Below are 24,583 nucleotides of genomic sequence, written 5' to 3'. Positions count from 1 at the left end.
GCGATGAAGATAGTGGTCTTTGGCGCGGGCGGGATAGGCGGGTACTTCGGGGCCATGATGGCCCGCGCTTCCCATGACGTGACCCTGGTCTGCCGGGGAGCGCACCTGGAGGCGATCAGGAAGCACGGATTGAGGATCCGCCATGGCGAGGAGGAGTTCACGGTATCGAACCTGCTGGCCACGGATGCGCCTGGCGCGGAACTGGCGGACGTCGTGATCTGCGGCGTCAAGCTCTACGACCTGCAGGATGCCGCCCAGGCCATCCGGCCCATGGTGGGGCCAGGGACGCTGGTCGTGACGACCCAGAACGGTATCGTGGCCCACCGGATCCTGGCCGATCACCTTGCGCGCGGCAGCGTCTGTCCGGGTACCGTGCTGCTGTCGTCCCACATCGTCGCGCCGGGCGTGATCGAGCGCAAGACGCCCACGGCCACGCTGACGCTGGGCGACCCGGACGGAAACGTGTCGCCCGCGATGCTGGCGTTCCAGCGGGCGGGCCGGGAGGCCGGTTTCTCCGTCGAGCTTTCGGCGGACATCGTATCGGAGCTCTGGCAGAAATTCATCATGCTGGCGGCCACCGCCGCGCTGTGCTGCCTATCGCGCCAGCCCGTCGGACCGATTACCGGCGACGCGCGGCTGCGGGAACAGCTCGAACGCGCCATGCGCGAAGCCGCGTCGGTGGCGCGCGTGTTGGCGATCCCTCTGCCGCCGGACCTGATCGAGAAGGCCATGCGTTTCACCGACCGGGCCAATCCCGATGCCAAGGTCTCCATGCTGGAAGACCTGGAGGCCGGCAGGCGGCTGGAAGTCGAATGGATCATCGGGGAACTGTGCAGCCAGGGGCGCCGGGCCGGCGTGCCCACGCCCATCGCCGACCTGGCGCTGGCCTGCCTGGGCCCCTACAGGAATGGAAACCGTCGTGGATAAACCGGACATTACCGGAGGAGACAACATGAAAAGCAGCAAGACCGCAGGACTGGGGTGGATGACGAAGGCCTCGATCGCACTGGGCTGTGTCCTGGCCCTGCCCGCCCACGCGCAGGCGCCGTTCCCGTCCAAGCCCATCACGTTGATCGTGTCGTATCCGACCGGCGGCGTGGCCGACCTGGCGGCCCGGACCGTGGCCCAGCAACTGACCACGGCGCTCGGCCAGACGGTGGTCGTCGAGAATCGCCCGGGGGGCAACCAGATCATCGCGACCAGCGCCGCGCTGCGCGCGCCGGCCGACGGGTACACCCTGCTGGTGGCCGACGACGGGATCGTGACGCTCAATCCCCATCTGTTCAAGAAGCTGCCCTATAAGGCCGCCGACCTGCGGCCGGTGGTGGACCTGGCCGAGTCCCGCATCGTTCTGTCCGCTTCAAAGGGGCTGCCGGCGGATACCTTGCGGGGCATGGTGGACTACGCCAGGGCCCATCCCGGAAAGCTGAACTACGGCACGCTGGGCATCGGCAACACGCACCACCTGCTGCTGGAGTCGATCAAGCAGCAGGCCCGGGTCGACATCGTGAACGTGCCCTATCAGGGCTATGCGGCCGCCATCAACGACCTGGTGGCCAATCAGGTCCAGCTCGTGTCCGGTGGTGTGGGGTCGCCGGCGCTCGGCCATATCAAGACCGGCGCGATCAAGGCCCTGGCCGTCACCGGCGCGACCCGCAGCCCGCTGCTGCCGGACACGCCCACGTTCGCCGAGGCGGGATTCGCCGAGCTCCAGCCGCGGGTCAGCTTCATCGTGTTCGCGCCGTCGTCGGTGCCCGACCGGATCGTCGATACTTTGAACGAAGCCTTCGCCAAGGCGTTGGCCCATCCCCAGGCCGCGTCCGTTTTCACCCAGAACGGCCTGGATCCCCAGGGCAGGAAGGCGGACGCGGTGAAGGCCGACTTGTCGGCGACCTCGCGCAAGAACGAGGCCTTGGTGCGTACCGTGGGCCTGACCCTGGACTAACGCGGCATGGCGTCAGGCGGAGTTGCGCTTGCCCTTGGGGAGCCGGCTGACTTCCCCCAGCGGCGCCCGGCTGAACTCGTTGTTCACCTCGACGAACTTGCGCAGCAGGCGCATCAGGGTTTCCTGCTCCCAGGGGCTCAGCCTGGAAAGCAATTGCTTGCGCATGTCGGTCAGGCCCTGGGTCATGCCTTCCATGGTCCGGACCCCCTGGCCCGTCAGGTACAGCTTGCGCTGGCGGCGCAGGACGACTTCCAGGCGCCGCTCGACCAGGCCCTTTTCCTCCAGCCGGGTGGCGGTGGCCGCGGTGGTGGAGGTGTCCAGGCCGACCAGGCTGGCCAGTGTGACCTGGTCGACGCCGGGGTGGTGCTGGATGGCGTTCAGGAGGGCGAACTGTATGGGCGTGATGTGTTCCCCGAGATTCGCGTAGAAGACCGAGGTGGAGATCTGTTGCGCGCGGCGGAAGAGGTGGCCGGGATGCTCGTTCAGGTCGTCGATGAGGGAGGGCGAGTCATCGGCCGGTCGATCGGCGCCGGTTTTCTCGGCGGCGGGGCCGGATTTCGGGGTACGAGTCATCGTTCGCGAAGCGCTTTGAAAAAGCCATGGGGACGGCGGGCACGCATCGCGGCCCTTCGGCCTCGCATTGAAAAGCAATGTCCACCGGTAGTCAATGCAGCAGCAGGAGAAAGTGATGATCATAGGAAACCAGGCCGATGTGACGGCCGCCGTGCTCGAAGAGCTGGACCGGGCGCCCGATGCGCGCTTCAGGGAGATCATGGGCGCCGCGGTGCGCCATCTGCATGAATTCGCGCGCGAAGTGAGGCTGACCGAGGCCGAGTTCCAGCAGGCATGCGCGCTTATCGCGCAACTGGGGCAGCGCACCACGGCGTCCCACAACGAGGTGGTGCTGGCCGCGGGTTCGCTGGGGCTGTCCTCGCTGGTGTGCCTGCTGAACAATGGGCAGGGAGGCGAGACGACCGCCAACCTGCTCGGTCCGTTCTGGCGGGAAAACTCGCCGCCGATGGCCAACGGCGACAGCATCGTCCGCGACGAGACCAGCGGTGTGCCGCTGCTCGTCCGCGTGCGCGTCGTCGATCCCGCGGGACGTCCGGTGGCGGATGCCGAGGTCGATGTCTGGCACTGCTCGCCCGAAGGGTTTTACGAGAACCAGGATCCCGCGCAGGCGGAAATGAACCTGAGGGGGAAGTTCCACACGGACGCGGCCGGGATGGTGGAGTTCGTCTCGGTCAAGCCGGTGGGTTACCCGATTCCGGTGGATGGTCCGGTGGGCGCGCTGTTGCGCAAGCAGGGCCGGCACAACATGCGTCCCGCCCATATCCACTTCCTGGTCCACAAGCCGGGCTACAAGACGCAGTTCGCCCAGGTCTATTCGAACGACGACCCGAACCTGGACAGCGACGTGCAGTTCGGCGTGACGCGCGCGCTGGTGGGGAACTATGTGCGCCATGCCGGGCGCGATCCCCGCTTCGGCGCGAACGCGCACGTGGCCTGGTACAGCCTGGAGCATACGCTGGCCATCGAGCCGGGAGCGCCCCGGCTGCCGGTTCCGCCCATAAGGGAGAAGGCCACCGGCGGACGTCCCACGTTGACGGTGCTCGAACGATCCTGACGGTTTGGCGGGAAGGAGCCGCTGTCCGGGGCGTATGATTTCCGTCATGAAACCACTCGATCTGAACCAGAGCGGCGACGTGCTGCTGGACGGTCCGGCCGGAGACCTGGAGGTCGTGTTCGACCTGCCCGGCGGGCCCGTGGCCGGACTGGCGGTCGTCACGCATCCTCATCCGTTGCAGGGCGGCAGCGCGCGCCACAAGATTCCCCAGTTCCTGGCGCGGGCGCTGTGCGACGCGGGCTGGCTGGTGGCCCGGCCGAACTTTCGCGGCGTGGGGCGCAGTACCGGTCCGCATGGCGAAGGCGAGGGTGAGACCGACGACGTGCTCGCGCTGTGCCAGGCGCTGCGCGATGCCCATCCCGGCACGCGGCTGGCGCTGGTCGGCTTTTCCTTCGGCGCGTTCGTGCAGGCCAGGGTGGCGCGGACCTTGGCCGATCGCGGCGATCCGGCCTGGCGCGCGTGCCTGGCCGGGATGCCGGCCGGCGACATTCCGGGGCGGCGCCGCTACGACCCGCCCGAGGACATTCCGGACGCCATGGTGATCCATGGCGAGCAGGACGAGCGTGTGCCCCTGCCCCTGGTTTTCGACTGGGCGCGGCCGCGGACGCAGCCGGTGGTCGTGGTCCCGGGCGCGGACCATTTCTTCTCGGGCCGGCTGCCGGTGCTGCGTGCGCTGGTCATGGCGCACCTGGCCGGCTGAGCGGTCAGGACCGCCGCTGCGTGATGGCTACCCCGGCGATGCAAAGGAACATGCCGCCCACCAGCGTGACGGTCAGGGGTTCGTCCAGGAATAGCGTGGCGGTAATGACGGCGAATGCCGTCTGCAGCAATCCATACGGCGCGACCCGCGCCATCGAGTAGCGGCCGATCAGCCAGAACCAGAGTCCGAAGCCGGCGATGCCTCCCAGGAACACGGTGTAGGCCAGGGCCAGCCAGGCCGAGCCGGGGGCGGACCGCAGCGCGTCGATCTGGCCGGTTTCCATCGCCAGCGACATGACGAAGATCTGCGGCAGCGCCAGCGTGGACATCCAGGCAACCAGCATGAACGGATCGAAGGGGCCGTAGCGCTTGGTCAGCACGCCGCCCATGGCCAGGCCGAAGGCCGCGCCGACGAACATGAGCGTGGGCAGCAGCGCGACCTGCGCGCCGGGATCGACGGTGGCCAGGGCCACGCCTCCGAACGCGATGACCACCCCCAGCAGGACGCGCACCGGCGGCCGCTCGCCCAGCAGCGGCCAGGCCAGCAGCACCGTGAACGGCGTCGCCAGCTGGATGGCCACGCCCGCCAGGCTGGCCTGGCCCTGCCCCAGGCCCATGAAGATCAGCGAGAAGTTCAGGCCGCCCATGAAGATGGAGATCAGCACGACGGGCCACACCTGGTCGCGCCGTGGCCTGGGCACGAAGGGCAGCAGGATGGCGGAGAGGATGGCGAAGCGCAGCGACACGAAGAACAGTGGCGGGAAGGCCGCGAGGCCGACCTTGATGACGACGAGCTGCGCACCCCAGATCAGCGGAGCCAGGATGGCGCAGGCAATGGCAATGGGAGGCATGGACGGAATCTACTGTGCGAGGTAGCCGCCGTCCACCGGAAGGATGTGTCCCGTGATCATCGAGGCGGCGGGGCTGGCCAGGAACAGCATGGCCTCGGCCACGTCCTCGGGTTCGGCCAGCCTGCCGAGGGGCGTCAGGGCATCGATGCGGGTACGGACATCGGCGGACAGTTCGCCGATGAACGAGGTGCGGGTCCAGGTCGGCGCCACGGCGTTGACCCGGATCCGGCGCGGCGCCCACTCGATCGCCAGCGACCGCGTCATGTTGACTACCGCGCCCTTGGCCGTATGGTAGGCCGCGTTGGGATACAGGCTCCCGCCGGACAGCCCCATGATGGACGCGGTATTGACGATGCAGCCGCCCGCCGCCTCCATGTTGCGCACCGCTTCCCGCGCGCACAGGAACGCGCCGGTCACGTTGATGTCCAGGACCTGTTTCCACATCTCCAGTTCCAGCTCCAGGGCGCCCTTGCGGATCGAGATGCCGGCGTTGTTGATCAGGATGCCGATGGGGCCGTGCTGCGCGCGGATGGAGGCGAACACGGGACCGATGCCGCCCGCATCCTGAACATCCAGTTCCCGGGCATCGCCGTTGCCCAGCGCCCGCGCGGCGGCCTGGGCGGCGGGGCCGTCGCGGTCGACGATCACCACCCGGGCTCCCGCTTCGCGCAGCAGTCCGGCGCATGCGAGGCCGATGCCGTGGGCGCCGCCGGTCACGACGGCAAGCTGGCCTTCCACCCGGTACCGATCCATCGTTCCCGGCCTTGACTTCGATTGCATGAAGAACGTCCCTTTCTCGTTGCGTGTGGTGGTCAGTCGTCCAGCCGCAGGCCGGCCTGCTTGATGACGGCGCCCCAGGCGTCCGTGTCGCGCTGGATCCGGGCGGCGAACTGCCCGGGATCGAGGTCCGGATTCTCGTAGCCGAGCAGCCGGTAGCGTTCGACGATCTGCGGCGACTTCAGGACGGCGGCGACATCGTCGCTGATGCGCTGCTTGATCGCCTCGGGCGTGCCGGGCGGCGCGAACAGGCCGACCCAGGCCTGCACGTCGTACCCCTTGGTGTCCGGGCTCTCGTCCACGGACGGCACCTGCGGATGGGTGGGCGAGCGCGCGGGCGCGGCGATGGCGAGATAGCGCAGCTTGCCCGCCTTCTCCAGCGGCCCGGCGCTGGCGTCGCTGCCCAGCGTCCATCCGACTTCCCCGGCGGCGACGGCGGCCATCAACTGGCCCATGTCCTTGAACGGCACGTGCAGCATTTCGATGCCTTTGAGCGATTGCAGCCGCAGTCCGCCCAGGTGTCCCGGGCTGCCCACGAACCACGATCCATAGGTCACCCGGCCGGGTTGCTCCCTGGCGGCCCGGACGATGTCCCCCAACGTCTTGTAGGGGCTGTTCGCGCCGACCACGACGAAGAACGCCGTGTTCAGGATCGGCCGTATCGGTTCGAAGTCCTTCCGCGGGTCGTAGGGCAGCTTGCGGAAGGTGTGCGGATGCGTCGCGATGTGGCTGCTGTCCGGCGCGATCAATTCGTAGCCGTCGGGCCTGGCCTGCTTGAACAGGCCGGTGGCGACGAAGCCGTTGCCGCCGGGGCGGTTGTCGACGATCACGGGCTGTCCCCATTTCCTGCCGAGCTGTTCGGCGATGGCCCGCAGCGCGACGTCGGGGCCGCTGCCCACGGAAGAGGGCGTGAGGATGCGGACGGGCTTCGTGGGAAAGGACTGCGCGTTCGCCGCCGCGGCGGCCATGGAAAAGATGCCGGCCAGGACGGCCAGCCGTATGTACAGGTTCATGGTATTGCCTCCCTTGGCGCTGCTACTCTAGGGGACGGGTACTCATTTGAGAAATTAAAAGATAAGATTTGTGATATCGAATCCACTGATGACTGAACATGCGCCCGACGGCCCGGCCCCTGACCCGGCAGATCGACCTCAACCTGCTTGAGCTGTTCGACACCATCTACCAGACGCGCAACCTGACCGCTTGCGGGCAGCGGCTGGGCCTGTCGCAGCCGGCGGTCAGCTATGGCCTGGCCAAGCTGCGCGAGACCTACGGCGATCCGCTGTTCGTGCGCATGCAGCGGGGCGTCGTGCCGACGCCCTTTGCCGAACAACTGTCGATACCCGTCGCGTCCGCGCTGCAGACCGTGCGGACCACCATCGAAAGGACGGAGTTCAATCCCAGGGATGCCCATCGTTCATTCCGCATCGCCATGAGCGATGCCGGCGAGCGCTACTTCCTGCCCAAGCTGCTGGCCTACCTGGGCGACCATGCCCCCGGCATCACGGTGGAAAGCCTGTCGGCGGACCTGCGGGAACTGGGCGAGGGCCTGGCCTCGGGCGACATCGACATGGCCATGGGCTTCATTCCCGGCCTGGGCAAGCAGATACACCAGCAAACGCTGTTTCCCGAGCACTTCGTCTATGTGCGGCGCAAGAGCCGCGCCACGCAGGGCATGCCGTTGACGCTGAGTCAACTGCGCAACTCGCGGCATATCCTTGCCGCGCCGCCCGCGACGCATCACCTGGCGGCGGTGGAGGGCGTGCTGCTCAGCCGGGCGGTGCGCGCCGAGATCGCGCTGCGCGTGCGCAGTTTCCTGTCGGTGCTTCCCATCGTGGCCGACACCAATCTCATCGCGCCCGTGCCCAGCAACTTCGGCCGGCTGGCCGTGCGCGAATCCAGGCTCGAGATCTGCGAGTCCCCGGTGAAATTCCCGGTGTTCGACCTGAACATGTACTGGCATCACCGCTATCACGCGGACCCCGCGCTGACCTGGCTGCGCGAGAGCCTGGTCGAACTGTTCGGCAGCAAGGAAGGCAAGCGTGGCCGGAAAAATAGCGCCTAGCGCCGCGCCGTCCTGCCGAACAGCGACACGATGCCATTCCTTAGCCACCGGTGGCCCGGATCGTTGTTCCAGCGCTTGTGCCAGAACTGCCGGATCGCCAGGGGCTCCAGCTTGAAGGGCAGCGGCAGGGCCGCCAGCCGGTTGGGCCCGGCAAGTTCCGCCGCCACCGAGGTCGACACCACCGCCAGGAAGGGGCTGTCGCGCAGGATCATGGGCACCGACAGATAGTGCTGGACCTCGGCCACGATCTTGCGCCGGCTGGCCCGCTCGCCCAGTGCCTTGACCACGAACCGGTCGCCCATCGCCGGCGCGCGGATGACCACGTGCGGCAGCGACAGGAAGGCTTCCATCGTCAGGCGCTTGCGCGCGGCGGGGTTGCCGGCGCAGGCCAGGCAGACCAGGGTCTCGTCCTTGAGCCGCTGCTGCACGAAGTCCCGTTCGCCCAGCGGCAGCATGCCCAGGGCCAGGTCGGCGCCGCCGGTCTCGAGTTCGGCGCCGTACTGGTCGCGCGGAACCTGCCGGCAGCTCAGGCGCACGCCGGGCGCATGTTCGTGCACCCAGGCCGTCAGCTGCGGCAGGAACATCAGTTCGCCCACGTCCGTCATCAATAACCGGAACTCCCGCACGGTCGTCCGTGCATCGAAGCCGCGCGATTCCTCCAGCGCATCGCGGATCAATCCCAGCGCGTTGCCCACGGGCGTGGCCAGCGCGGTGGCCAGGCTGGTCGGCTCCATGCCCTGGCGCGTGCGCACGAACAACTGGTCGTTCAGCTGCTGGCGCAGGCGGTTGACGGCCGCGCTGGTGGCGGACTGCGTCAGGCCCAGCCGCGATCCGGCCAGGGTGATGCTGCGTTCCTGCATCACGGCCATGAAGACCCGCAGGAGGTTCAGGTCCAGCCGGCCCGCCAGGACATCTACATCATCAATAGTGGACATGACGAAAATTTGTTTGAGCAATTCTGTCCGTATCAATAGCATGTTTTCTCACCCGATAGAAGCCGACAAGAAGGGGTAGGAGACATGTGGAGACGAAGCATGGTGTATGCGGTGTGCGCGGCCGCCTGTTCGAGCGCGCTGGCCGGGCCGGCGCGCGCCGATGAATTTCCGTCGCGGCCGGTGTCCATCTATGTGGCCAACGCGCCGGGCAGCCAGGCGGACCTGCTGGGCCGCATCCTGGCGCAGGGCATGGCCGCGCGCCTGGGGCAAAGCGTCATCGTCGAGAACCGCGTGGGCGCCAGCGGCTTCATCGCGGCGCGGGCCACGGCGCAGGCGGCGGCCGATGGCTATACGGTCATGCTGGGCAGCTCGGGCGTGATGGCCATCAACCCGCACGTGTACGCCAGCGTTCCCTACGACGCCCGGAAGGATTTCGCGGCCGTGGCCTACGTGGCGTCATCGCCCAGCGTCTTCCTGGTGTCCGCCGAGACCCCGGCCGGCAACCTGCGCGACTTCGCCGCGGCGGCGGCGAAGGCCGGGCGGCCGATCAATTTCGGATCGCTGGGCACGGGGGCGACGACCAACATCGTGTCGCAGCTCTTCGGGCACGCGGCCTCGCTGCCGGTGACCGAGATCGCCTACAAGAGCGAGCCCGCCATCATCAACGATCTGGTCGCCGGCCGGCTCGATTTCTCGATCCTGCCCATCGCGTCGACCGTTACCTACATCCGTTCGGGCAAGCTCAAGGCGCTGGCGGTAACCGCCGGGAAGCGGACCGATTTCCTGGCCGAACTGCCCACCACCATCGAGGCGGGCTATGCGCCGGTGCAGATGACGCAATGGTTCGGCCTGTTCGCGCCGGCCGCCACGCCCCAGCGGGCCGTGGACAAGCTGGCCGCCGCGGCCCAGGCCACGCTGGCCGATCCCGACACCCGGCGGCGCATCGCCCAACTGGGGGTCGAGCCCGGCGGGCTGGACCGGCCGGCCTTCCTGCGCTTCTTCGCCTCGCAGTACGAGGAATACGGAACGATCGTCAAACAACTCGGCATCAAGGTCGATTGATACGGAGCAGTGCATGTTCTTGCGCAATACCTGGTACATGGCGGGCTGGTCGGGCGAGATCGAGGGCCGCATGCTGGCCCGGCGCATCGCCGATACGCCGCTGGTGTTCTACCGGCGGGAAGACGGCCGCCCGGCCGCCCTGCATGATCGATGTCCCCATCGCTTCGCGCCGCTGAGCCGGGGCAGGGTGGATGGCGACGTCGTCGAATGCGGCTATCACGGGCTGCGCTTCGATGGCAGCGGAAAATGCGTGGGCAATCCGCATGGCGACGGCAGGATTCCGCTGGCGGCCGAGGTGCGCGCCTTTCCCGCCGTCGAGCGATACACGCTGCTATGGGTATGGCTGGGCGAGCCGACGCTGGCCGACCCGTCCGCCATCCCGGACTTCTCCTTCCTGGACGATCCGGCGCGGCGCCGCGTGGACGGCTACCTGCGCGTGCGGGCCAACTACCTGCTGGAGACCGACAACCTGCTGGACCTCAGCCACACCCAGTTCGTGCATGCCAACTTCCATTCCAGCGAAGCCATCCTGAAGGGCCGGCACGAGGTCAGGCAGGATGGGCGCACCGTGCACAGCAACCTGTGGTGCCCGGACGGCGAGGCCTCGCCCATGTTCGCCAAGCGCCTGCCCGGCTACGATGGACGGTCGCCGGTGGACCAGTGGCTGGACATGCGCTGGGACCCGCCCTGCCTGCTGCGCCTGGACACCGGCGTCACGCCCGCCGGGCGGCCCCGGGAAGAAGGGGGGCAGAGCTTCACCGCCCACATCGTGACGCCGGAGACGGAAACGTCCACGCACTACTTCTTCGCCCACAGCCGCAACTTCCGCGTCGCCGACGAAGAGATGGACCAGGCCATCGCGCAGTGGCAGCAGGTGGGCTTCGGCGAGCAGGACAAGCCCATGCTGGAGGCGGTCCAGCAGGCCATGGGCACGGCCGACTTGATGAGCCTGAAGCCTGTCCTGCTGCCCATCGACACGGCGGCGGTGCGGGCCAGGCGGGTGGTCAGGCAGTTGCTGGAGGAAGAGGCTGACGGCGGCGCGCCCGCCGCCGTCAGGGCAGGTGGCGCTTGAGGTCCGCTCCAAGGAACTCGATGAAGCGGCGGGTCTTGGCCGGCGCGCGCAGGCCGCCGGACCATACGGCATGGATGGGCACGGGCGGGACTTCGTAGCTTTCCAGCAGGGGCCGCACGCTTCCCGCCGCGATGAGGTCGCGCAGCTGCCAGATCGGCGCGAAGCCCAGCCCCACGCCCTCGGCCACGGCGCTGGTGACGGCGGCCGTGTGGTTGGCGCGGAAGCGTCCGCCGACGCGCACCATGCGCACCTTGCCGTCGATGAGAAAGGGCCACCGGCCATCGGCATCCGAGGTGGTGCGCAGCACGCAGGCATGCTGGCGCAGCTCGTCCGGATGCCCGGGGGTGCCGGCCCGGTCCAGGTAGGACGGCGCGCCGTACACGACGCGGCGCAGCGCCCCCAGGCGCCGGACCCGCAGCCCGGAATCGCCCAGTTCGCCTATGCGCAGCGCCAGGTCGAGATTGGCGTCGATCAGATCGACGAAGCTGTCGGACAGCGCCAGCTCGACTTCGACCTTCGGATAGCGCTGCATGAAAGCCGCCACCACGGGCACCAGGTAGGCGGGTGCGAACTGCACGGAAGCGCCGATGCGCAACAGGCCGGCGGGCTCCACGCGGCGGTCGGCGGCGTCCAGCTTGGCGGCGCGCAGCGCCTCGAAGGCCGGCTTGGCCTTTTCATAAAACGCCGTCCCGGCTTCGGTGGGCGTGCAGCGGCGGGTGGTGCGGTGGATCAGTTCCACGCCCAGTTCGCGTTCCAGCGCCAGCAGCGACCGGCTGGTCGATTGCAGCGACCGGTTCAGCCGCGCCGCGGCGGCCGTCAGGCTGCCGTGTTCGTACACGCCCAGGAAGGCGGCAATGCCATCGGCGTTTTCCATGTGGATTATCCCGATAAACGTGATAGTGGCTGTGAAAAACAGCGTCTTATCATGAAATATGCACGAATGTAGCATCGACGCTTCGATATCCGTTTCGACGAGGACTGAGCGATGCAAGACGATTTCAAGGTGTTGAGCGTGGGCGGAGCGGGGCGCTTCGCGGGCATGGTCGTGCCGGAACTGGCGCGCCGGGGCGTGTCGGTGCGCGCCATGGTGCGCGGCGAGGCCGAGGCGCGCCTGGCGCGGGCCAACGGGGCGGCCGAGACGGTGGAGGCCGACCTGCGCGACCCGACCAGCCTGGACCGGGCCCTTCGCGGCGTGCGGGGCGTGTTCCACATCGGCCCGGTGTTCGCCGCCGACGAGGCGCAAATGGGCCTGAACATGGTCGCGGCCGCCCGGCGGGCGGGCGTGCGCAAGTTCGTGTTTTCCTCGGTCATTCAGCCCACCAACGCGGACCTGGACAACCATGCGAGCAAGATTCCGGTGGAAACCGCGCTGTTCGCCTCCGGCATGGAATATACCATCCTGCAGCCGGCCAACCTGTTCCAGAATCTGGCCGCCGCCTGGCCGGCCATCGCGGCGCATGGGCAGTACGTCGAGTCGACGCCGGTGGATCGTCCGCTGGCACGCGTCGACTACCGGGACGTGGCCGAGGTGGCCGCGATCGCGCTGACCGGGGACCGGCTGGCCCATGGCACCTTCGAGCTGTGCGCGGAAGGTATGTGGACGCGGGCGCAGATAGGCGAGATGGCGGCAAGGGCGCTGGGGCGGCCGGTGCAGGTCGCGCAGCTGGGATTCGACGAATGGGCCGAACGCGTGGCGTTGCCGCTCGATGCGCGGGAACGCGGCCAGCTGGCCGCCGTGCACGCGTACATCGGAGAACACGGGATGAGCGGCAACAGCCTCGTGCTGCGCGCCATCCTGGGCCGGCCGGCGCGTTCCATGCAGGCCTACGTCGAGGAGCTGGCCGCCGCCGGGCGCAAGGACCGCCGGGACGCGTGACGGCGGAAAAGGCGGCGCGGACTTGTGCTAACTTTCCCGCTCCGCCGCCCCTTTCTCCGCTCATGAACATACGCACGCAAAGCCTCGGTTTCGTCGTCGGCACGCTGAACCGGCGCGTGGTCTGGCGCCTGGCGCAACTGACCGGCCCGCACGGCGTGATGCCCGGGCAGTTTCCGGTGCTGCGCTGCCTGCGGGACGTGCGGGTCTCGACCCAGATGGAGCTGGCGCGCATGGTCGGCGTCGAGCAGCCGTCCATGGCCGCGACGCTGACCCGCATGGAGAAGAACGGCCTGATCGCGCGCGTGTCGGATGAACAGGACGCGCGCCGACGGTTGGTGTCCCTGACCGAGCGCGGAAGGGAAATGCTGGCCTTGATGACCGATTCGGCGATGGAGGTCTACAAGGACGCGTGCGAGGGCCTGACGCCCGACGAGGTGGCCGAGTTCCTGCGCATAGGCGCGAAGATGATCGAGAACCTGGAAGAGGACAAGTAGGGCGGCGGCGGCCGCCCCCGGCCATGGCTGCCGTTATTGCAGCTTGATCCCCGCCTCGTTCACCACCCGTTTCCACTTCGCCGATTCTTCCTGCAGGAAGCGCTGCAGTTCGGCCGGCGTGCTGCCGGCCACTTCCAGGCCCTGCGTCTGGGCGCGGGCGCGCAGCTCGGGCAGCGCCAGCGCGGTCTTCATTTCCGCGCTGAGTTTTTCCACGATGGCCTGGGGCGTGCCCTTGGGCGCGAAGATGCCTACCCAGGTATCGGCCGCGAATCCCGGCACGCCGGCTTCGGCCACGGTGGGCACGTCGGGCAGCGCGGGCGTGCGCCTGGTGCCGGTGGTGGCCAGCGCCTTCAGCTTGCCCGAGGCGATCAGCGGGATGGAGGCGGTCAGGTCCATGAAGCCCAGCGGCACGCGTCCGCCGATGATGTCCTGCAAGGCCTCCGGCGTGCCCTTGTACGGCACGTTGCGCATGTCCAGGCCGGCTGCCTGGCGGAACAGTTCGGCCGCCAGGTGGTGGCTGGTGCCCACGCCATTGGTGGCGTAGGTCAGCATGCCGGGCTTGGCCTTGGCCTGTTCGATCAGCTGCTTGATGCTGGCTATGCCGGCCTGCGGGTCGGCCACGACGACGACCGGCGCGCGCGCCACCATCGAGACCGCCACGAAGTCCTTGGCGGGATCGTAGTCCAGCGTGTAGAGGTTGGGATTGATGGCCATGGCGCCGGTCACGCCCACCAGCAGGTTGTAGCCGTCCGCCGGCGCCTTGGCGATGTAGCGGGTGGCGACGTTGCCCGCCGCCCCGGGCCGGTTCTCGATCAGGAAGGGCTGGTGCAGCTGGGCCTGGAGCCGTTCGGCCATGCTGCGCGTGATGGTATCGGCCGAGCCGCCGGGCGGGAAGGGCAGCGCCAGCTTGACCGGCCGCTCGGGGTAGCCGGCCGCGGTGTCGGCCACGGCGGCGGGGGCCAGCAGGACGCCCGTCAGCGCCAGCCAGGGCGCGAGGGTGCGCGATAGCGTGTAAGCCATGTATCTGTCTCCTCCTTGTTGACCGCTCAGGCGGCGTCTTTGAAGTGCGGGATGATTTCCTGCGCGATGGCCTGCATGTTGGCGCGGACCATGCCGTCGGGCATGGTGCCGAACTGGGTCTTGGTCAGGGTGGTGCCGAAGCCCGCCAGGTCCTCGTACTCGGCCAGCTTCTCGCGCACGGTGGCGGGGCTGCCGATGATGACCAGTCCGGATTTCACCAGGTCTTCCACCGACTGCGGCTTGGCGCCGACCGCGCGCGTGGACTTGATGCGCTTCATGGCCTCGATGTTGGTGTAGCCCGGCGGCAGCAGCATTTCCATGGGCATCTTCAGGAGGCGGGTCATCAGTGCCTCCAGGTGCGGCTTGGCCTCGGCCATCGCGCGCTCGTCGGTCTCGGCCACGTAGATGCAGTTGGACCAGGCAAGCTGGTCGCGGCCCGCTTCGTAGCCGGCCTTGCGCGCTTCCTCGCGGTACATGTCGAAGAATTTCTTGACCGTGGCGATGGGACTCAGGGTCTGGCAATAGGTGTAGCGCAGTCCCGCCGCCCAGCGGATGGTGCTGCTGGACCCCTGCGACGGCACCCAGATCGGCGGGTGCGGGTCCTGGTAGGGACGCGGCCACGGGTTCACGTAATTGAACTGGTAGTGCTTGCCCGTGTACGAGAAGGGGCCGGGCTGGGTCCATGCGCGCACGATCAGGTCGTGGGCCTCGGCGAAGCGCGCCTGCGACTCGGCCGGGTTGATGCCCATGGCGTGGTATTCGGCGCCGATGCCGCGCACGAAGCCGGCGATGAAGCGGCCGCGCGTCAGGTTGTCCAGCATGGCGAATTCCTCGGCCACCATCAGCGGGTTGTTCAGGAGCGGCAGCGCGCGGCCCAGCACGGCGATGCGCGCGCGCTTGACGCTGCGAGCCAGCGCGCCGGCCAGCACGCCCGGAATCGGCATCAGGCCGTATGCCGTCTGGTGGTGCTCGTTCAGGCAGACGCCGTCGAAGCCCAACTGGTCGGCGTATTCCATCTGATCCAGGTACTCGTGGTACAGCTCGGCGCCCAGCTGCGGATCGTAGTGGCGGTTGGAAAAGGTCACCCAGGCCGAGCCGTTCTTCTGGATCGCTTCCAGGTCCGCATGGCGATAGGGCATCAGGTGGAAATTGAAGAACTTCATGCGGGGCTCCCGGTCGAGGCGGTGAAACGGGTCAGCGCGGCCAGGGTCTCGGCCGGGCGTTCCAGGTGGGGCGCGTGGCCGCAATCGCCCATCTCGGCCAGCGTGGCGCGGGCGATGCGATCGCGCCAGGCGCGGCCGTATTCGGCGGGCAGGATGCGGTCGTTGGCGCCCCATACCACCAGCGTAGGCACGGCGATGCGATGCAGCCACTTGGCCAGGTCGGGATCGTGGCCGCGCGGCTGCCAGGTCAGGCGGGCGGTGACTTCCTTGTTGCGCACGGCCACGTCCAGCTCTTCCTCGGTGGGCGCGCGTTCGAGCACGCGCGCGGCCAGCGCGGGGTCGTGGTAGGTGTCGCGCACGAGATCGTCGTCGGTGCGCAGGAAGACGTCGGTGGCGGGCACGTCCGGCACGTGGATGCCCTGGGCCGAGACCAGGGTGAGCGAAGCCAGCGCGTGGCTGTTGCGCACCGCCAGTTCGGCCGCGATCCAGCCGCCCAGGTCGTAGCCGACCAGGTGCACGCCGCGCAGCTTCTGCTGGTCCAGGTAGTCCAGGTAGAAGTTGGCAAGGTCGCGCACGTTGTCCAGCCAGGCCGGCACGGCGGCGCCGCCATAGCCGGGATGCTCGGGGGCGTGGCAGTCGTAGTGTTCGGCCAGCGCCTGCAGCCAGGCCTGCGATTCGGCCAGCCCGCCGGGGCCGTGCAGGAACAGGAGCGGCTGGCCTTGGCCGGCGCGCGCGACGCGCAGCGCGGTATCGCGTATGCGCAGGGTGGACGCATTCATGGCGGTCATGATGTCTCCTAGGTGGAAAAGGGGGCGCGTCAGGCGGCGGCGCGCATCGCGATGCCGGGCTGCGGCGCGCGCATGCGGTGGGCGAAGTCGGCCACCTCGCGGCCCAGCGTGCGCAGTTGTTCGTCCACGCGTGCGTCGATGCAGCGGCCGTCGGGCGCGAAGGCGGGATCGGTGCCGCCTATGCACACGCCCAGCGGCGTGGGCCAGCCGCGCAGCGCGTGCACGATGTCGCGCAGCGCGCCCAGCGTGGTGACGGCCGCCTGCCAGCCGGCGGCGTTGGCGATGCAGCCCACCGCCCGGCCGCTCAGGTAGGGCCGGGCGTCGGTGCGCAGGTCCTCGGTGTAGTCCAGCGCGTTCTTGACCAGGCCCGACAGGCTGCCGTGGTAGCCGGGCGAGGCCAGGATGACGCCGTCGGCCCGGCGCAGCTCGGCCACCAGGCGCAGTGCCGCCGGCGTGCGGCCGGGTTCGTGCGGGGCGTACATGGGCAGGACCAGGTCGTCGCCGGCCAGCAGGACGACCTGCGCGCCGGTGGCGGCCACGGCATCCAGCGCGTGCCGCAGCGCGCGCTCGGTGGACGAGTCGGGGCGCGTGGTGCCGCCCAGTGCCACCACGCGGGGCGGGGAGGTGTTCATGCCTGTCTCCGTTAATACATAGCTAGCTATGTATTACGCGCGCAAGTGGCCGGAATGTCAAGAGGCGGGTTATTCCATGCTCTTGCTCCAGGACTTGGGTGTCCGGGCCCATTCCTTCAGGAATTCCAGGAAGACCTGCACCCGCATGGGCAGGTTCTTGCGCGACGAGTAGATGGCGTAGACGTCCAGCCCCGAGGGGACGTAGTCGGGCAGGACGACCCGCAGTTCGCCGCGCTCGAGCTCGTCGGCGATCATGTAGTAGGGGTGCATGGAGATCCCCATGCCGGTCAGCGCGGCTTCCTTCAGGGCGTCGCCGAAGTCCGAGCGTAGCGGCCCCTGGACCCGGACGGACACCGGCCCCTCGGGACCGGTGAAGTTCCAGGTGGCGGTGGGCGATTTGTTCCAGTTGACCAGGCACTTGCAATGCTGGAGGTCGCGGGGATGGATGATGGGCGGAACCTTGGCCAGATAGGCCGGCGAGGCGACCAGCGCCTGGCGCGCCTCGGCCAGCGGAATGGCGATGAAGCTGGCATCCTTGAGCACCGGGACGATGATGATGCCCACGTCCAGTCCCTGTTCGACGAAGGTTTCCTGCTTGCGGACGGTCAGCAGGCTAAGGGCTATCTGGACGTCGGGATAGCGCTCGTGGAATTCGCCGATCACCGGCAGGAGGCGCTGCGTGCCGAAGGCGGGCGGCACGCCCACCCGCACCACGCCCGCCACGTCGCGCGACAGGTCGTGAACGGATTCGCGCAAGTCGTCGTAGCGCTGCAGGAGGTCGGTGCCGTTCTCCAGTACCTGCAGGCCGGCCGGCGTCAGCCCCAGCTGCTTGGTCGTGCGGTTGAGCAGCTTGACGCCCAGCGAGCGTTCCAGCCAGGCCACCTGTTTGGTGCAGGTGGCGCGCGATACGCCGAAGTGCTGCGCGGCGCCGGCGAAGCTGTTGCGCCGGGCCACCTCCAGGAACATGCGCAGGCAACTGAGCTGGTCCACGTGCTTGTCCTTGCCGGTTTCTCTTTAGGAAATTTCAAATTTAGCACCGCCGCCTTGTTGAGCAGGCGGGGCGAACGAATAATGCCCCCATCCATTGTTTCGCATTCGATACGAAAATCCGGAGACCTCCTATGACCCGACTCCCTTCGTCCCCCACCCGCCGCCGGCTGACCGCGCTGGCGCTCGTGCTTGCCGCCACCGGTCCCTGGGCCGCCGCGCCGGCCGGCGCGCAGGGTTTTCCGTCGCACCCGCTGCGCCTGGTCGTGGCCTATGCACCGGGCGGCGCGACCGACATCGTCGGGCGGATGTTCGCCCAGGAGATGTCCGAAAGCCTGGGACAGACGGTGGTGCTGGAGAACCGCGCGGGCGGCGGCACCCTGGTCGGGACCGAGTCGGTCCGGCGTTCGCCGGCCGACGGCTATACGCTGCTTTTCGGCACCAACGCCTTCGTGATCACGCCGCTGCTGCATGACACCAAGACCTACGATCCCGTGGCCGATTTCCAGCCCATCGGCCAGGCCACCGTGCAATCGTTGGGCATCCTGGTGACGCCGGGGCTGAAGATCCGCACGGTCCAGGAATTCATCGCCTACGCCAAGGCCAACCCGGGCAAGGTGAACTTCGCCTCGTCGGGCAACGGCTCGGCGCAGCACCTGGCGGGCGAGGCCTTCGCCAAGGCGGCCGGCATCAAGATGGTGCACGTCCCCTACAAGGGTACGGGGCCGGCCATGGCCGACCTGCTGGCCGGGCGCGTGGACGTCATGTTCAGCTCCCTGGTGGGGAACATGGAGCACGTGGCCGAAGGCCGGCTGGCGCTGATCGCGACCACCGGCGCCAAGCGCTCGCCCGCCACGCCCGGCGTGCCCACGGTGGATGAAAGCGGCGTCAAGGGCTTCCAGGCCGAGACCTGGCAGGCCGTGCTGGCGCCGGCCGGTACGCCCGCGCCGGTGGTCGATCGGCTGAACGCCGCGCTGGCCAAGGCCGGCAAGTCGCCGAAGATCATCGAGACGCTGGCGGCGCAGGGCATGGAGGTGCGGACCACCGCGCCGGCCGAGCTGCGCGAACTGCTGGTGCGGGACACCACCCAGTACAAGGCCCTGCTGCAGCAGGCCAAGAACACGCTGCAATAGTCAGTTCCCGAACCGGCGCTGGCCCTGCTTCTCGTCCACCAGCCAGCGCCCGTCCGGTGTCCGGGACAGGCGCTCGTGGTGCAGGGAAATGGACAGGGGCGGCGGCATCGGGACCGGCCCCGCCTGCGGAGCCGCCGCGTCGACGCGGTAGACCAGCGTCATGTACCGCGCCGTGGCCCGGTCCGGGCCATCCAGGTCGATCACGAGGTTCTGCACCAGATGGGCCGTGGTGCGTCCGGCGGGCCGGTCGGCCAGCGCCGCGCGGACCTCGGCCGGGCCTTGCAGCGCCCGGCCCTGGCGATGCCAGACGCCGTGTGCGGACATGCAGGCGGCGACCGCGTCGAAGTCGCCGCCGTCCAGCGCCAGGTAGAAGCCATGGATGGCCTGCTGGCAGCCGGTCACCGCGGCCCAGTGTTCCAGATCGGTCATGGTGTCATCCTTGCACGAAAGTGTTGCGCAGCGTGCCCAGCCCGGTGATCTCGATCTCCACCACGTCGCCGGCACGCAGGTCGGGCGACTGGCCGTCGGTGCCCATCCAGACCACGTCGCCGGGGTACAGGGTCAGGTACTTCGTCATGGCGCACAGGAAGGTGGGCACGTCGAAGATCATCGCCGCGGTGGCGAAGTCGATGGTGGTCCGGCCGTTCACGCGCACCTGGGTGCGGGCCCGGGACGGATCGAAATCGGTGTCTATCCAGGGGCCCATGGGCTTGAAGGTGTCCGAGTTCTTGGCGCGCCAGAAGGTGCGGTCCGACCGCTGCCAGTTGCGCTCGCTGACGTCGTTGCCGATGGTGTAGCCCAGCACGCAGTCCAGCGCGTTCTCGGGCGTCAGGTGGCGGGCTTCCTTGCCGATGACCGCGACCAGTTCGCCTTCGTAGTGGATGGTGCGGGCATCGGGCGGCATCACCACGTCGTGGCCGTGCGGCACCAGGGCGTTGTTGGCGCGGTAGCCGATGTCCGCCTGCTTGGGCAGCTGCGGCTCCTGGCCCCGTTTGCGGGCCGCCTCGATGGCGTGCTCGGCGTAGTTCAGGCCGGCGCAATAGAAGGTGCGAGGGACCACCGGCACTTCCAGCCGCACTTGGTCCAGACGGGTCCAGTCGTTCGTCGGCGCATAGCCGTCGAAGGGCGAGCCCTCGACCCGCCGTATGCGGTCGCCCTCGGCCAGTCCGTAGTGGGTGCCCGTCGAATCCGTGTATCTCAGCCAGCGCATGTCCGTCCTTCGTGGGTTGCCTGGCGCGGCGGGCGCGCCAGGAGGGTTTCGTCGATGTCCTCGATGCGGGGCGCGCCGCACAGCTTCATCGCGCGCACCAGTTCTTCGGTCAGGATCTGCAAGGCCCGGTTCGCGCCCGGTTCGCCGCCCGCGACCGCGCCGTACAGCGTCGCGCGTCCGACCAGCACGCCTTCGGCGCCCAGCGCCCGCGCCTTCAGGATGTCCACGCCGCGCCGCACGCCGCCGTCCAGCCAGACCGGGATGCGGCCGCCCACCGCGTCCGCCACGCCGGGCAATGCGTCCAGCGTCGCGCAGGCGCCGTCGAGCTGGCGTCCGCCATGATTGGACACCACCACGGCGTCGGCGCCCAGCCGCACCAGCCGGTCGGCGTCGTCCGGGCGCAGGATGCCCTTGACGATCAGCTTGCGCGGCCAGCGGTCGCGTACCTGCGCCAGGCGGTCCCAGTCGAACGAGGGATCGTAGTTGCGCCCCACCGCCGAGGCCAGTCCCGCCACCGAGGTCACGTCGCGCTGCAGGCCGATCAGGTTCTTGTTCACCGGCATGCCGTGGCGCAGCAGCGCCAGCGCCCAGCGGGGGTGAGCCGCGACGTCGCCAAAGCTGCGGTATGTGAGCCGGAAGGGAGTGCGGAAACCGTTGCGCACGTCGCGCTCGCGCTTGCCGCCCACCGGCAGGTCGACGGTGATGACCAGCGCCTCGTAGTCCGCCGCCCGCGCGCGCTCGATCAGGCCGTGGAAGAAGTCCTGGTTCTTCAGCACGTAGGCCTGGAACCACAGGCGGCCGGGCGCCTCGCGCGCGACTTCCTCGATCGACGCCGTGGCGCTGGTCGACAGGGTATAGGGGATGCCGTGCCGCGCGGCGGCCTTGGCGATGGCCAGGTCGCCGCCGTGGCGGCCGTAGCCGACGCCGCCTGTGGGGGCGATGGCCAGCGGGTAGTCGGCCGGCGCGCCCAGCACGGTGCAGCGGGTGGAAACCCGGGATACGTCCACCAGGGCGCGCGGCAGCAGGCGCACGCGCTCGAAGGCCTGGCGGTTGTCGGCCAGCGTGGCTTCGCTCTCGGCGCCGCCGTCGAAGAAATCGAACACCAGCCTGGGCAGGCGGCGGCGCGCCGCCGCCCGCAGGTCGTCGATGGACTGGGCGCGGCCGATGCCGCGATCGAACAGGGCCATGGCGCGCTCAGTGCGCGGCCGCGGCGCGCGCGGGGCGGATCGCGGCCGGCAGGAAGGACGGATCGAAGATGCGGTCGGCCATGACCTGGCAGCGCTTGATCAGCCGGTGCTCGTGGGGCAGGTAGTCGGGCCAGGCGTTGTGCAGCGTTCCGATGTGGTCCCACATCAGCACGTCGCCCTCGGTCCATTCGTGGGTGTACTGGTACTTGGCCTGCAACTGGTGCGCGAACAGGAATTCCAGCATCTCGTCGCTGCGGCGCGCATCGAGTTCGTTGATCCGGATGGCGTAGCCGGGATTGCAGTACAGCACCTTGCGTCCGGTGATCGGGTGGGTCAGGAACACCGGGTGCGTCGACGGCGGCCGCTTGGCGCGCTGCTCGGGCGTGAGCGGCGGCCGCTCGCTGCCGGGCCGCGCCCGCATGTTTTCCCAGAACTTGTTGAAGTCGTGGACCGCGGTGGCGCCCTCCAGCTCGCGCTTGACGTCGGCGGGCAGGTCCTCGCAGGCGGCGTGCATGTTGGCGAAGCTGGTCGATCCCAGCGCGCGGCCGTCGCGGCGCGGCACCTTCAGGGCGTGCAGCACGTTCACGAAACCCACGGTCGGGTTGTAGGACATGTCGGTGTGCCAGTCCTGGCCGGCGTCGGCGATGCCGATCAGCCGGCCGTTCTCGACGATATTGGAAAGAATGCTGACCTCGGGAATGCCGGGCTCGTTGGCGTCCGACACCGTCCGCTGCAGGCCGCCGAAACGGGCCGAGAAATCCCGCAGCTGCGCCGGCGTGATCGATTGCGCCGGAAAGCGCAGGACGCCGTGCGTGCCCAGCGCCGCCAGCAGCGTGGCGAAATCCTGCTCCGAAAGCGGCCGGGAAAGGTCCAGGCCGCGCACCGTGGCCCCGAGTATCTTTCCGGTGGGGACGATATCCGTCATCTTGAGTCCTGTCTGGCTGATCGATGGCGAAATGGTAGGCATCGACGGCCGGTTTGGACACCCCGCCGGGCGCAAACTTGTTATTTCCTGAACGGAAACAACGGGGAGGATCAGGCGCCCTGGGGCCGCAGGCTGCGGCTGATGCTGTGGATGGCCGAATACAGCGCCTGCCCCGCCGGGCTCAGGATCTTCTGCACCGGCATGAACGCGGAAATCGTCAGCGACGGCAGGGTCTCGGCCACCGGCACGATGGCCAGCATGCCCCCGGCCTGCGCTTCCTCGGCCAGGTAGCGCGGCACGAAGCTGGCGATGTTGCCGTGCTCGATGATCTGGATGGCGCCGCCCACGGATTCGCAATGCATGACGCACTGGGGCGGCGGCAGGCCGGCGTCGACGAAGGACCGCTCGATGACCATGCCCGGTCCGTCGGCAGGCCCGGTAACGAGCCAGGGCACGTCGGCCAGTGCCCGCAGCGACTTCGCCCGCGCCTTGGGGTGGCCATGCCGCACCGCCACCACCAGGTCCAGCGTGAACAGCGGATCGTGCCTATAGCCTTCGCCGGGGCCGCCCGCGGGCAGCGGGCCGATGGCGAAGTCCAGGCCCTTCTCGCGGAACAGGTCCATGACCGTGGGGTAGGTGGCTTCCTGCAGATGGATGTAGACGTCGGGGAAGCGCAGCCGCATGATCTCGATCGCCCGCGGCACCACCAGCGCGAACGGCGCCGCCGACGAGGCGATGGACAGCTTGCCTGACAGGTCGCCGGCCAGTTGCCGGATGTGGGTGTGGGCGTCGGCCGCCGCGCGCACGATGAAACGGGCGTGTTCCAGCAGGGCCTGTCCGTAGGGGGTCAGCTCGACGCCGTGCGCCGACCGCGTCAGCAGCGTGGCGCCCACCGACAGCTCCAGTTGCTGCAAGGCTCGCGTGATGGCGGGCTGGGTCAGGTCCAGCAGCTTGGCCGCGGCGCTGATGCTGCCCGCCTCGGCCACCGCCGCGAAGGCCCGGAGCTGGTGGAGCTGCATGTTCAGGCCGGACGCGGCGTCGGCCGGGCGCCGCCGGCCTGGTTCCGGCAGTCATGCGGGAGCGCGGACGGCGCGGCGGCGGGGGCGGAATCCAGGTTCATGATCGTCTCGCGGGGCAGGCGCCAGATACAGTCAGGAGGGCGAGGATACGCGCCCGCGCGACTCAGGTAAACACGCTCAGGAATTTCTCGTTGAGCTTGCGGTCGTGGTAGAAGATGCCCGTGCCCAGCTCCTCGGCCGTCCACTTGATCACCGGTTTGTCCGGGTACCAGGTATAGCCGCCGGCGAACACCTCGTTGCGGTTGCCGCTCGGATCGAAGAAGTACACCGTTTCGCCGCGCGTGATGCCATGGCGCGTCGGCCCGATGTCCAGCGATACGCGCCGCTTGGAGATGATGTCGGCCGCCTTCAGCACTTCGCCCCAGTTGTCCAGCAGGAACGAAACGTGATGCAGCTTGTTCTTGACCGGCTGCTGGATGAAGGCCACGTCGTGGGCCTTGGTCGCGCAGCTCAGGAAGGCGCCTATCATCTGCTCGTCCGGCCCGGCCACGACCGCCTCGGTAAGGTTGAAGCCCAGCACCTCGGTGAACAGCTTGAACGTGCCGGCCAGGTCGTCGCCGTACAGCAGGCAGTGGTCGAAGCGGCGTGCGCCCATGCCGTGCATGTCGTCCGGCCACGGATCGGGGTTCAGATAGCCTACCGCGCACCCGGGCGTCTCGCGGTGCGCGTACAGTTCCATCACGTGTCCGGTCGGAACGGTGAAGCGAAAACGCCGTCCCGTCATCGGATGCTCGCCTTCCCTCATCCAAACCATGTCGGTCGCCAGGCCGCTGGCTTCGACATCGGCCGAGAGTTTGTCCAGCGTGGCTTCCGAGTCCACTTTCCAGCCCATGTAATCCATGCCGGCTTCATCGGCCTCGCGCAGCACCACGCTGTGGTGGTCGGCTTCGTCCCAGGCTTTCAGGAACACCCGCGCGCTGCCGTCGGCGGCGGTGTCGCGCATGACTTCCCTGAGCCCGATGGTATCGACGTAATGCCGTACCGCCGGCTCGATCTCCAGAACCCGTATGCAAACGTGTCCCGGCCGCATCACTCCTGTGATCGCCATGATGGTCT

General features: G+C 68.7%; 27 protein-coding genes. 10 read left to right on the top strand and 17 right to left on the bottom strand.

What is annotated here, in order from left to right; genetic code table 11:
• Positions 1-3: 3 nt before the first annotated feature.
• Both WKR98_RS03650 and WKR98_RS03645 read left to right on the top strand, forming a co-directional pair.
• On the top strand, positions 4-927 hold the full coding sequence (locus tag WKR98_RS03650; RefSeq protein ID WP_161568001.1) for a ketopantoate reductase family protein: 924 nt from the start codon (positions 4-6) through the stop codon (positions 925-927).
• Positions 928-952: 25 nt separating this feature from the next.
• Positions 953-1,945, top strand: a complete 993-nt coding sequence (locus WKR98_RS03645) for a Bug family tripartite tricarboxylate transporter substrate binding protein (protein ID WP_341432090.1) — start codon at positions 953-955, stop codon at positions 1,943-1,945.
• Positions 1,946-1,957: 12 nt separating this feature from the next.
• On the opposite strand, the gene WKR98_RS03640 is transcribed toward WKR98_RS03645, so the two are convergent.
• On the bottom strand, positions 1,958-2,518 hold the full coding sequence (locus tag WKR98_RS03640) for a MarR family winged helix-turn-helix transcriptional regulator (protein ID WP_124691918.1): 561 nt from the start codon (positions 2,516-2,518) through the stop codon (positions 1,958-1,960).
• Positions 2,519-2,633: 115 nt separating this feature from the next.
• Here WKR98_RS03640 and WKR98_RS03635 point away from each other — a divergent pair, with 115 nt between their 5' ends.
• Both WKR98_RS03635 and WKR98_RS03630 read left to right on the top strand, forming a co-directional pair.
• Positions 2,634-3,572 (top strand): dioxygenase family protein, encoded by a 939-nt coding sequence (locus WKR98_RS03635; RefSeq protein WP_341432089.1) that lies wholly within the window; start codon positions 2,634-2,636, stop codon positions 3,570-3,572.
• A 46-nt stretch (positions 3,573-3,618) separates the two neighbouring features.
• On the top strand, positions 3,619-4,272 hold the full coding sequence (locus tag WKR98_RS03630) for an alpha/beta hydrolase (RefSeq protein WP_341432088.1): 654 nt from the start codon (positions 3,619-3,621) through the stop codon (positions 4,270-4,272).
• A 4-nt stretch (positions 4,273-4,276) separates the two neighbouring features.
• On the opposite strand, the gene WKR98_RS03625 is transcribed toward WKR98_RS03630, so the two are convergent.
• From WKR98_RS03625 to WKR98_RS03615, 3 genes are read right to left on the bottom strand one after another with little or no spacing between them, the layout of a single operon-like run.
• Positions 4,277-5,122 carry a DMT family transporter gene (locus WKR98_RS03625; RefSeq protein WP_124691915.1) on the bottom strand — a complete coding sequence of 282 codons (846 nt, stop codon included), beginning with the start codon at positions 5,120-5,122 and terminating at the stop codon, positions 4,277-4,279.
• Between the two features lie 9 nt (positions 5,123-5,131).
• Positions 5,132-5,902, bottom strand: a complete 771-nt coding sequence (locus WKR98_RS03620; protein WP_341432087.1) for an SDR family NAD(P)-dependent oxidoreductase — start codon at positions 5,900-5,902, stop codon at positions 5,132-5,134.
• A 32-nt stretch (positions 5,903-5,934) separates the two neighbouring features.
• Complete coding sequence (locus tag WKR98_RS03615; protein ID WP_341432086.1) at positions 5,935-6,912, bottom strand: Bug family tripartite tricarboxylate transporter substrate binding protein; 978 nt, start codon at positions 6,910-6,912, stop codon at positions 5,935-5,937.
• A 98-nt stretch (positions 6,913-7,010) separates the two neighbouring features.
• Here WKR98_RS03615 and WKR98_RS03610 point away from each other — a divergent pair, with 98 nt between their 5' ends.
• Entirely contained in the window at positions 7,011-7,964 is a 954-nt protein-coding gene (locus tag WKR98_RS03610) for a LysR family transcriptional regulator (protein WP_124691913.1), read from the top strand.
• On the opposite strand, the gene WKR98_RS03605 is transcribed toward WKR98_RS03610, so the two are convergent.
• Positions 7,961-8,899 carry a LysR family transcriptional regulator gene (locus WKR98_RS03605; protein WP_341432085.1) on the bottom strand — a complete coding sequence of 313 codons (939 nt, stop codon included), beginning with the start codon at positions 8,897-8,899 and terminating at the stop codon, positions 7,961-7,963. The two genes, WKR98_RS03610 and WKR98_RS03605, sit on opposite strands and share 4 nt — an antisense overlap.
• An 84-nt stretch (positions 8,900-8,983) precedes the next feature.
• Between WKR98_RS03605 and WKR98_RS03600 the strand changes: the two genes are divergently transcribed.
• Together WKR98_RS03600 and WKR98_RS03595 are read left to right on the top strand one after the other, a co-directional pair.
• Positions 8,984-9,961: a Bug family tripartite tricarboxylate transporter substrate binding protein gene (locus WKR98_RS03600; protein ID WP_341432084.1), complete on the top strand. Its 978-nt coding sequence runs from the start codon at positions 8,984-8,986 to the stop codon at positions 9,959-9,961.
• Between the two features lie 13 nt (positions 9,962-9,974).
• Positions 9,975-11,033: an aromatic ring-hydroxylating dioxygenase subunit alpha gene (locus WKR98_RS03595; RefSeq protein WP_341432083.1), complete on the top strand. Its 1,059-nt coding sequence runs from the start codon at positions 9,975-9,977 to the stop codon at positions 11,031-11,033.
• Here the strand turns inward: WKR98_RS03595 and WKR98_RS03590 are convergent.
• Positions 11,014-11,907 carry a LysR family transcriptional regulator gene (locus WKR98_RS03590; protein WP_341432082.1) on the bottom strand — a complete coding sequence of 298 codons (894 nt, stop codon included), beginning with the start codon at positions 11,905-11,907 and terminating at the stop codon, positions 11,014-11,016. The two genes, WKR98_RS03595 and WKR98_RS03590, sit on opposite strands and share 20 nt — an antisense overlap.
• Before the next feature lie 111 nt (positions 11,908-12,018).
• On the opposite strand from WKR98_RS03590, the gene WKR98_RS03585 reads away from it, so the two are divergent.
• Complete coding sequence (locus WKR98_RS03585; protein ID WP_341432081.1) at positions 12,019-12,909, top strand: NmrA family NAD(P)-binding protein; 891 nt, start codon at positions 12,019-12,021, stop codon at positions 12,907-12,909.
• Positions 12,910-12,971: 62 nt separating this feature from the next.
• Complete coding sequence (locus WKR98_RS03580; protein WP_124691907.1) at positions 12,972-13,403, top strand: MarR family winged helix-turn-helix transcriptional regulator; 432 nt, start codon at positions 12,972-12,974, stop codon at positions 13,401-13,403.
• A 33-nt stretch (positions 13,404-13,436) separates the two neighbouring features.
• Here the strand turns inward: WKR98_RS03580 and WKR98_RS03575 are convergent, their stop codons facing one another.
• The 5 genes from WKR98_RS03575 to WKR98_RS03555 form a co-directional block, all read right to left on the bottom strand.
• The gene (locus WKR98_RS03575) at positions 13,437-14,423 is read right to left on the bottom strand and encodes a Bug family tripartite tricarboxylate transporter substrate binding protein (RefSeq protein ID WP_124691906.1); all 987 of its coding nucleotides are present in this window, start codon (positions 14,421-14,423) and stop codon (positions 13,437-13,439) included.
• A gap of 26 nt (positions 14,424-14,449) precedes the next feature.
• Complete coding sequence (locus WKR98_RS03570; RefSeq protein WP_124691905.1) at positions 14,450-15,586, bottom strand: LLM class flavin-dependent oxidoreductase; 1,137 nt, start codon at positions 15,584-15,586, stop codon at positions 14,450-14,452.
• Entirely contained in the window at positions 15,583-16,374 is a 792-nt protein-coding gene (locus tag WKR98_RS03565) for an alpha/beta fold hydrolase (RefSeq protein ID WP_341432080.1), read from the bottom strand. Before WKR98_RS03565 ends, WKR98_RS03570 begins: the two co-directional genes overlap by 4 nt.
• Before the next feature lie 29 nt (positions 16,375-16,403).
• The gene (locus WKR98_RS03560) at positions 16,404-17,006 is read right to left on the bottom strand and encodes an NADPH-dependent FMN reductase (RefSeq protein WP_124691904.1); all 603 of its coding nucleotides are present in this window, start codon (positions 17,004-17,006) and stop codon (positions 16,404-16,406) included.
• Between the two features lie 69 nt (positions 17,007-17,075).
• Positions 17,076-17,996, bottom strand: a complete 921-nt coding sequence (locus WKR98_RS03555) for a LysR family transcriptional regulator (protein WP_124691903.1) — start codon at positions 17,994-17,996, stop codon at positions 17,076-17,078.
• A gap of 131 nt (positions 17,997-18,127) precedes the next feature.
• On the opposite strand from WKR98_RS03555, the gene WKR98_RS03550 reads away from it, so the two are divergent.
• Entirely contained in the window at positions 18,128-19,126 is a 999-nt protein-coding gene (locus WKR98_RS03550) for a Bug family tripartite tricarboxylate transporter substrate binding protein (RefSeq protein ID WP_124691902.1), read from the top strand.
• Here WKR98_RS03550 and WKR98_RS03545 read toward each other — a convergent pair whose 3' ends face one another.
• The 6 genes from WKR98_RS03545 to WKR98_RS03520 form a co-directional block, all read right to left on the bottom strand.
• Positions 19,127-19,555 (bottom strand): nuclear transport factor 2 family protein, encoded by a 429-nt coding sequence (locus tag WKR98_RS03545; RefSeq protein ID WP_124691901.1) that lies wholly within the window; start codon positions 19,553-19,555, stop codon positions 19,127-19,129.
• Between the two features lie 4 nt (positions 19,556-19,559).
• Positions 19,560-20,336 carry a fumarylacetoacetate hydrolase family protein gene (locus tag WKR98_RS03540; RefSeq protein WP_124691900.1) on the bottom strand — a complete coding sequence of 259 codons (777 nt, stop codon included), beginning with the start codon at positions 20,334-20,336 and terminating at the stop codon, positions 19,560-19,562.
• Positions 20,324-21,523 carry an alpha-hydroxy acid oxidase gene (locus WKR98_RS03535; RefSeq protein ID WP_124691899.1) on the bottom strand — a complete coding sequence of 400 codons (1,200 nt, stop codon included), beginning with the start codon at positions 21,521-21,523 and terminating at the stop codon, positions 20,324-20,326. The genes WKR98_RS03540 and WKR98_RS03535 overlap by 13 nt, the downstream gene beginning before the upstream one ends.
• A 7-nt stretch (positions 21,524-21,530) precedes the next feature.
• The gene (locus WKR98_RS03530; protein WP_341432079.1) at positions 21,531-22,448 is read right to left on the bottom strand and encodes a TauD/TfdA dioxygenase family protein; all 918 of its coding nucleotides are present in this window, start codon (positions 22,446-22,448) and stop codon (positions 21,531-21,533) included.
• A gap of 110 nt (positions 22,449-22,558) precedes the next feature.
• The gene (locus WKR98_RS03525) at positions 22,559-23,467 is read right to left on the bottom strand and encodes a LysR family transcriptional regulator (protein ID WP_341432078.1); all 909 of its coding nucleotides are present in this window, start codon (positions 23,465-23,467) and stop codon (positions 22,559-22,561) included.
• Between the two features lie 163 nt (positions 23,468-23,630).
• The gene (locus WKR98_RS03520) at positions 23,631-24,575 is read right to left on the bottom strand and encodes a catechol 2,3-dioxygenase (protein ID WP_124691896.1); all 945 of its coding nucleotides are present in this window, start codon (positions 24,573-24,575) and stop codon (positions 23,631-23,633) included.
• Between the last annotated feature and the right edge of the window lie 8 nt (positions 24,576-24,583).

The sequence above is a fragment of the Pigmentiphaga sp. YJ18 genome, assembly GCF_038066655.1.
Classification (GTDB): Bacteria; Pseudomonadota; Gammaproteobacteria; order Burkholderiales; family Burkholderiaceae_B; genus Pigmentiphaga.
This window is presented reverse-complemented; position numbering and strand designations above follow the sequence as displayed.

Coding starts and splice junctions, on each gene's coding strand:
- WKR98_RS03580 (WP_124691907.1), top strand. CDS start 12,972: ATGAACATACGCACGCAAAGCCTCGGTTTCGTCGTCGGCACGCTGAAC.
- WKR98_RS03635 (WP_341432089.1), top strand. CDS start 2,634: ATGATCATAGGAAACCAGGCCGATGTGACGGCCGCCGTGCTCGAAGAG.
- WKR98_RS03550 (WP_124691902.1), top strand. CDS start 18,128: ATGACCCGACTCCCTTCGTCCCCCACCCGCCGCCGGCTGACCGCGCTG.
- WKR98_RS03540 (WP_124691900.1), bottom strand. CDS start 20,336: ATGCGCTGGCTGAGATACACGGATTCGACGGGCACCCACTACGGACTG.
- WKR98_RS03625 (WP_124691915.1), bottom strand. CDS start 5,122: ATGCCTCCCATTGCCATTGCCTGCGCCATCCTGGCTCCGCTGATCTGG.
- WKR98_RS03570 (WP_124691905.1), bottom strand. CDS start 15,586: ATGAAGTTCTTCAATTTCCACCTGATGCCCTATCGCCATGCGGACCTG.
- WKR98_RS03610 (WP_124691913.1), top strand. CDS start 7,011: ATGCGCCCGACGGCCCGGCCCCTGACCCGGCAGATCGACCTCAACCTG.
- WKR98_RS03535 (WP_124691899.1), bottom strand. CDS start 21,523: ATGGCCCTGTTCGATCGCGGCATCGGCCGCGCCCAGTCCATCGACGAC.
- WKR98_RS03640 (WP_124691918.1), bottom strand. CDS start 2,518: ATGACTCGTACCCCGAAATCCGGCCCCGCCGCCGAGAAAACCGGCGCC.
- WKR98_RS03590 (WP_341432082.1), bottom strand. CDS start 11,907: ATGGAAAACGCCGATGGCATTGCCGCCTTCCTGGGCGTGTACGAACAC.
- WKR98_RS03575 (WP_124691906.1), bottom strand. CDS start 14,423: ATGGCTTACACGCTATCGCGCACCCTCGCGCCCTGGCTGGCGCTGACG.
- WKR98_RS03565 (WP_341432080.1), bottom strand. CDS start 16,374: ATGACCGCCATGAATGCGTCCACCCTGCGCATACGCGATACCGCGCTG.
- WKR98_RS03600 (WP_341432084.1), top strand. CDS start 8,984: ATGTGGAGACGAAGCATGGTGTATGCGGTGTGCGCGGCCGCCTGTTCG.
- WKR98_RS03530 (WP_341432079.1), bottom strand. CDS start 22,448: ATGACGGATATCGTCCCCACCGGAAAGATACTCGGGGCCACGGTGCGC.
- WKR98_RS03620 (WP_341432087.1), bottom strand. CDS start 5,902: ATGCAATCGAAGTCAAGGCCGGGAACGATGGATCGGTACCGGGTGGAA.
- WKR98_RS03545 (WP_124691901.1), bottom strand. CDS start 19,555: ATGACCGATCTGGAACACTGGGCCGCGGTGACCGGCTGCCAGCAGGCC.
- WKR98_RS03525 (WP_341432078.1), bottom strand. CDS start 23,467: ATGCAGCTCCACCAGCTCCGGGCCTTCGCGGCGGTGGCCGAGGCGGGC.
- WKR98_RS03605 (WP_341432085.1), bottom strand. CDS start 8,899: ATGTCCACTATTGATGATGTAGATGTCCTGGCGGGCCGGCTGGACCTG.
- WKR98_RS03645 (WP_341432090.1), top strand. CDS start 953: ATGAAAAGCAGCAAGACCGCAGGACTGGGGTGGATGACGAAGGCCTCG.
- WKR98_RS03630 (WP_341432088.1), top strand. CDS start 3,619: ATGAAACCACTCGATCTGAACCAGAGCGGCGACGTGCTGCTGGACGGT.
- WKR98_RS03650 (WP_161568001.1), top strand. CDS start 4: ATGAAGATAGTGGTCTTTGGCGCGGGCGGGATAGGCGGGTACTTCGGG.
- WKR98_RS03615 (WP_341432086.1), bottom strand. CDS start 6,912: ATGAACCTGTACATACGGCTGGCCGTCCTGGCCGGCATCTTTTCCATG.
- WKR98_RS03585 (WP_341432081.1), top strand. CDS start 12,019: ATGCAAGACGATTTCAAGGTGTTGAGCGTGGGCGGAGCGGGGCGCTTC.
- WKR98_RS03595 (WP_341432083.1), top strand. CDS start 9,975: ATGTTCTTGCGCAATACCTGGTACATGGCGGGCTGGTCGGGCGAGATC.
- WKR98_RS03560 (WP_124691904.1), bottom strand. CDS start 17,006: ATGAACACCTCCCCGCCCCGCGTGGTGGCACTGGGCGGCACCACGCGC.
- WKR98_RS03520 (WP_124691896.1), bottom strand. CDS start 24,575: ATGGCGATCACAGGAGTGATGCGGCCGGGACACGTTTGCATACGGGTT.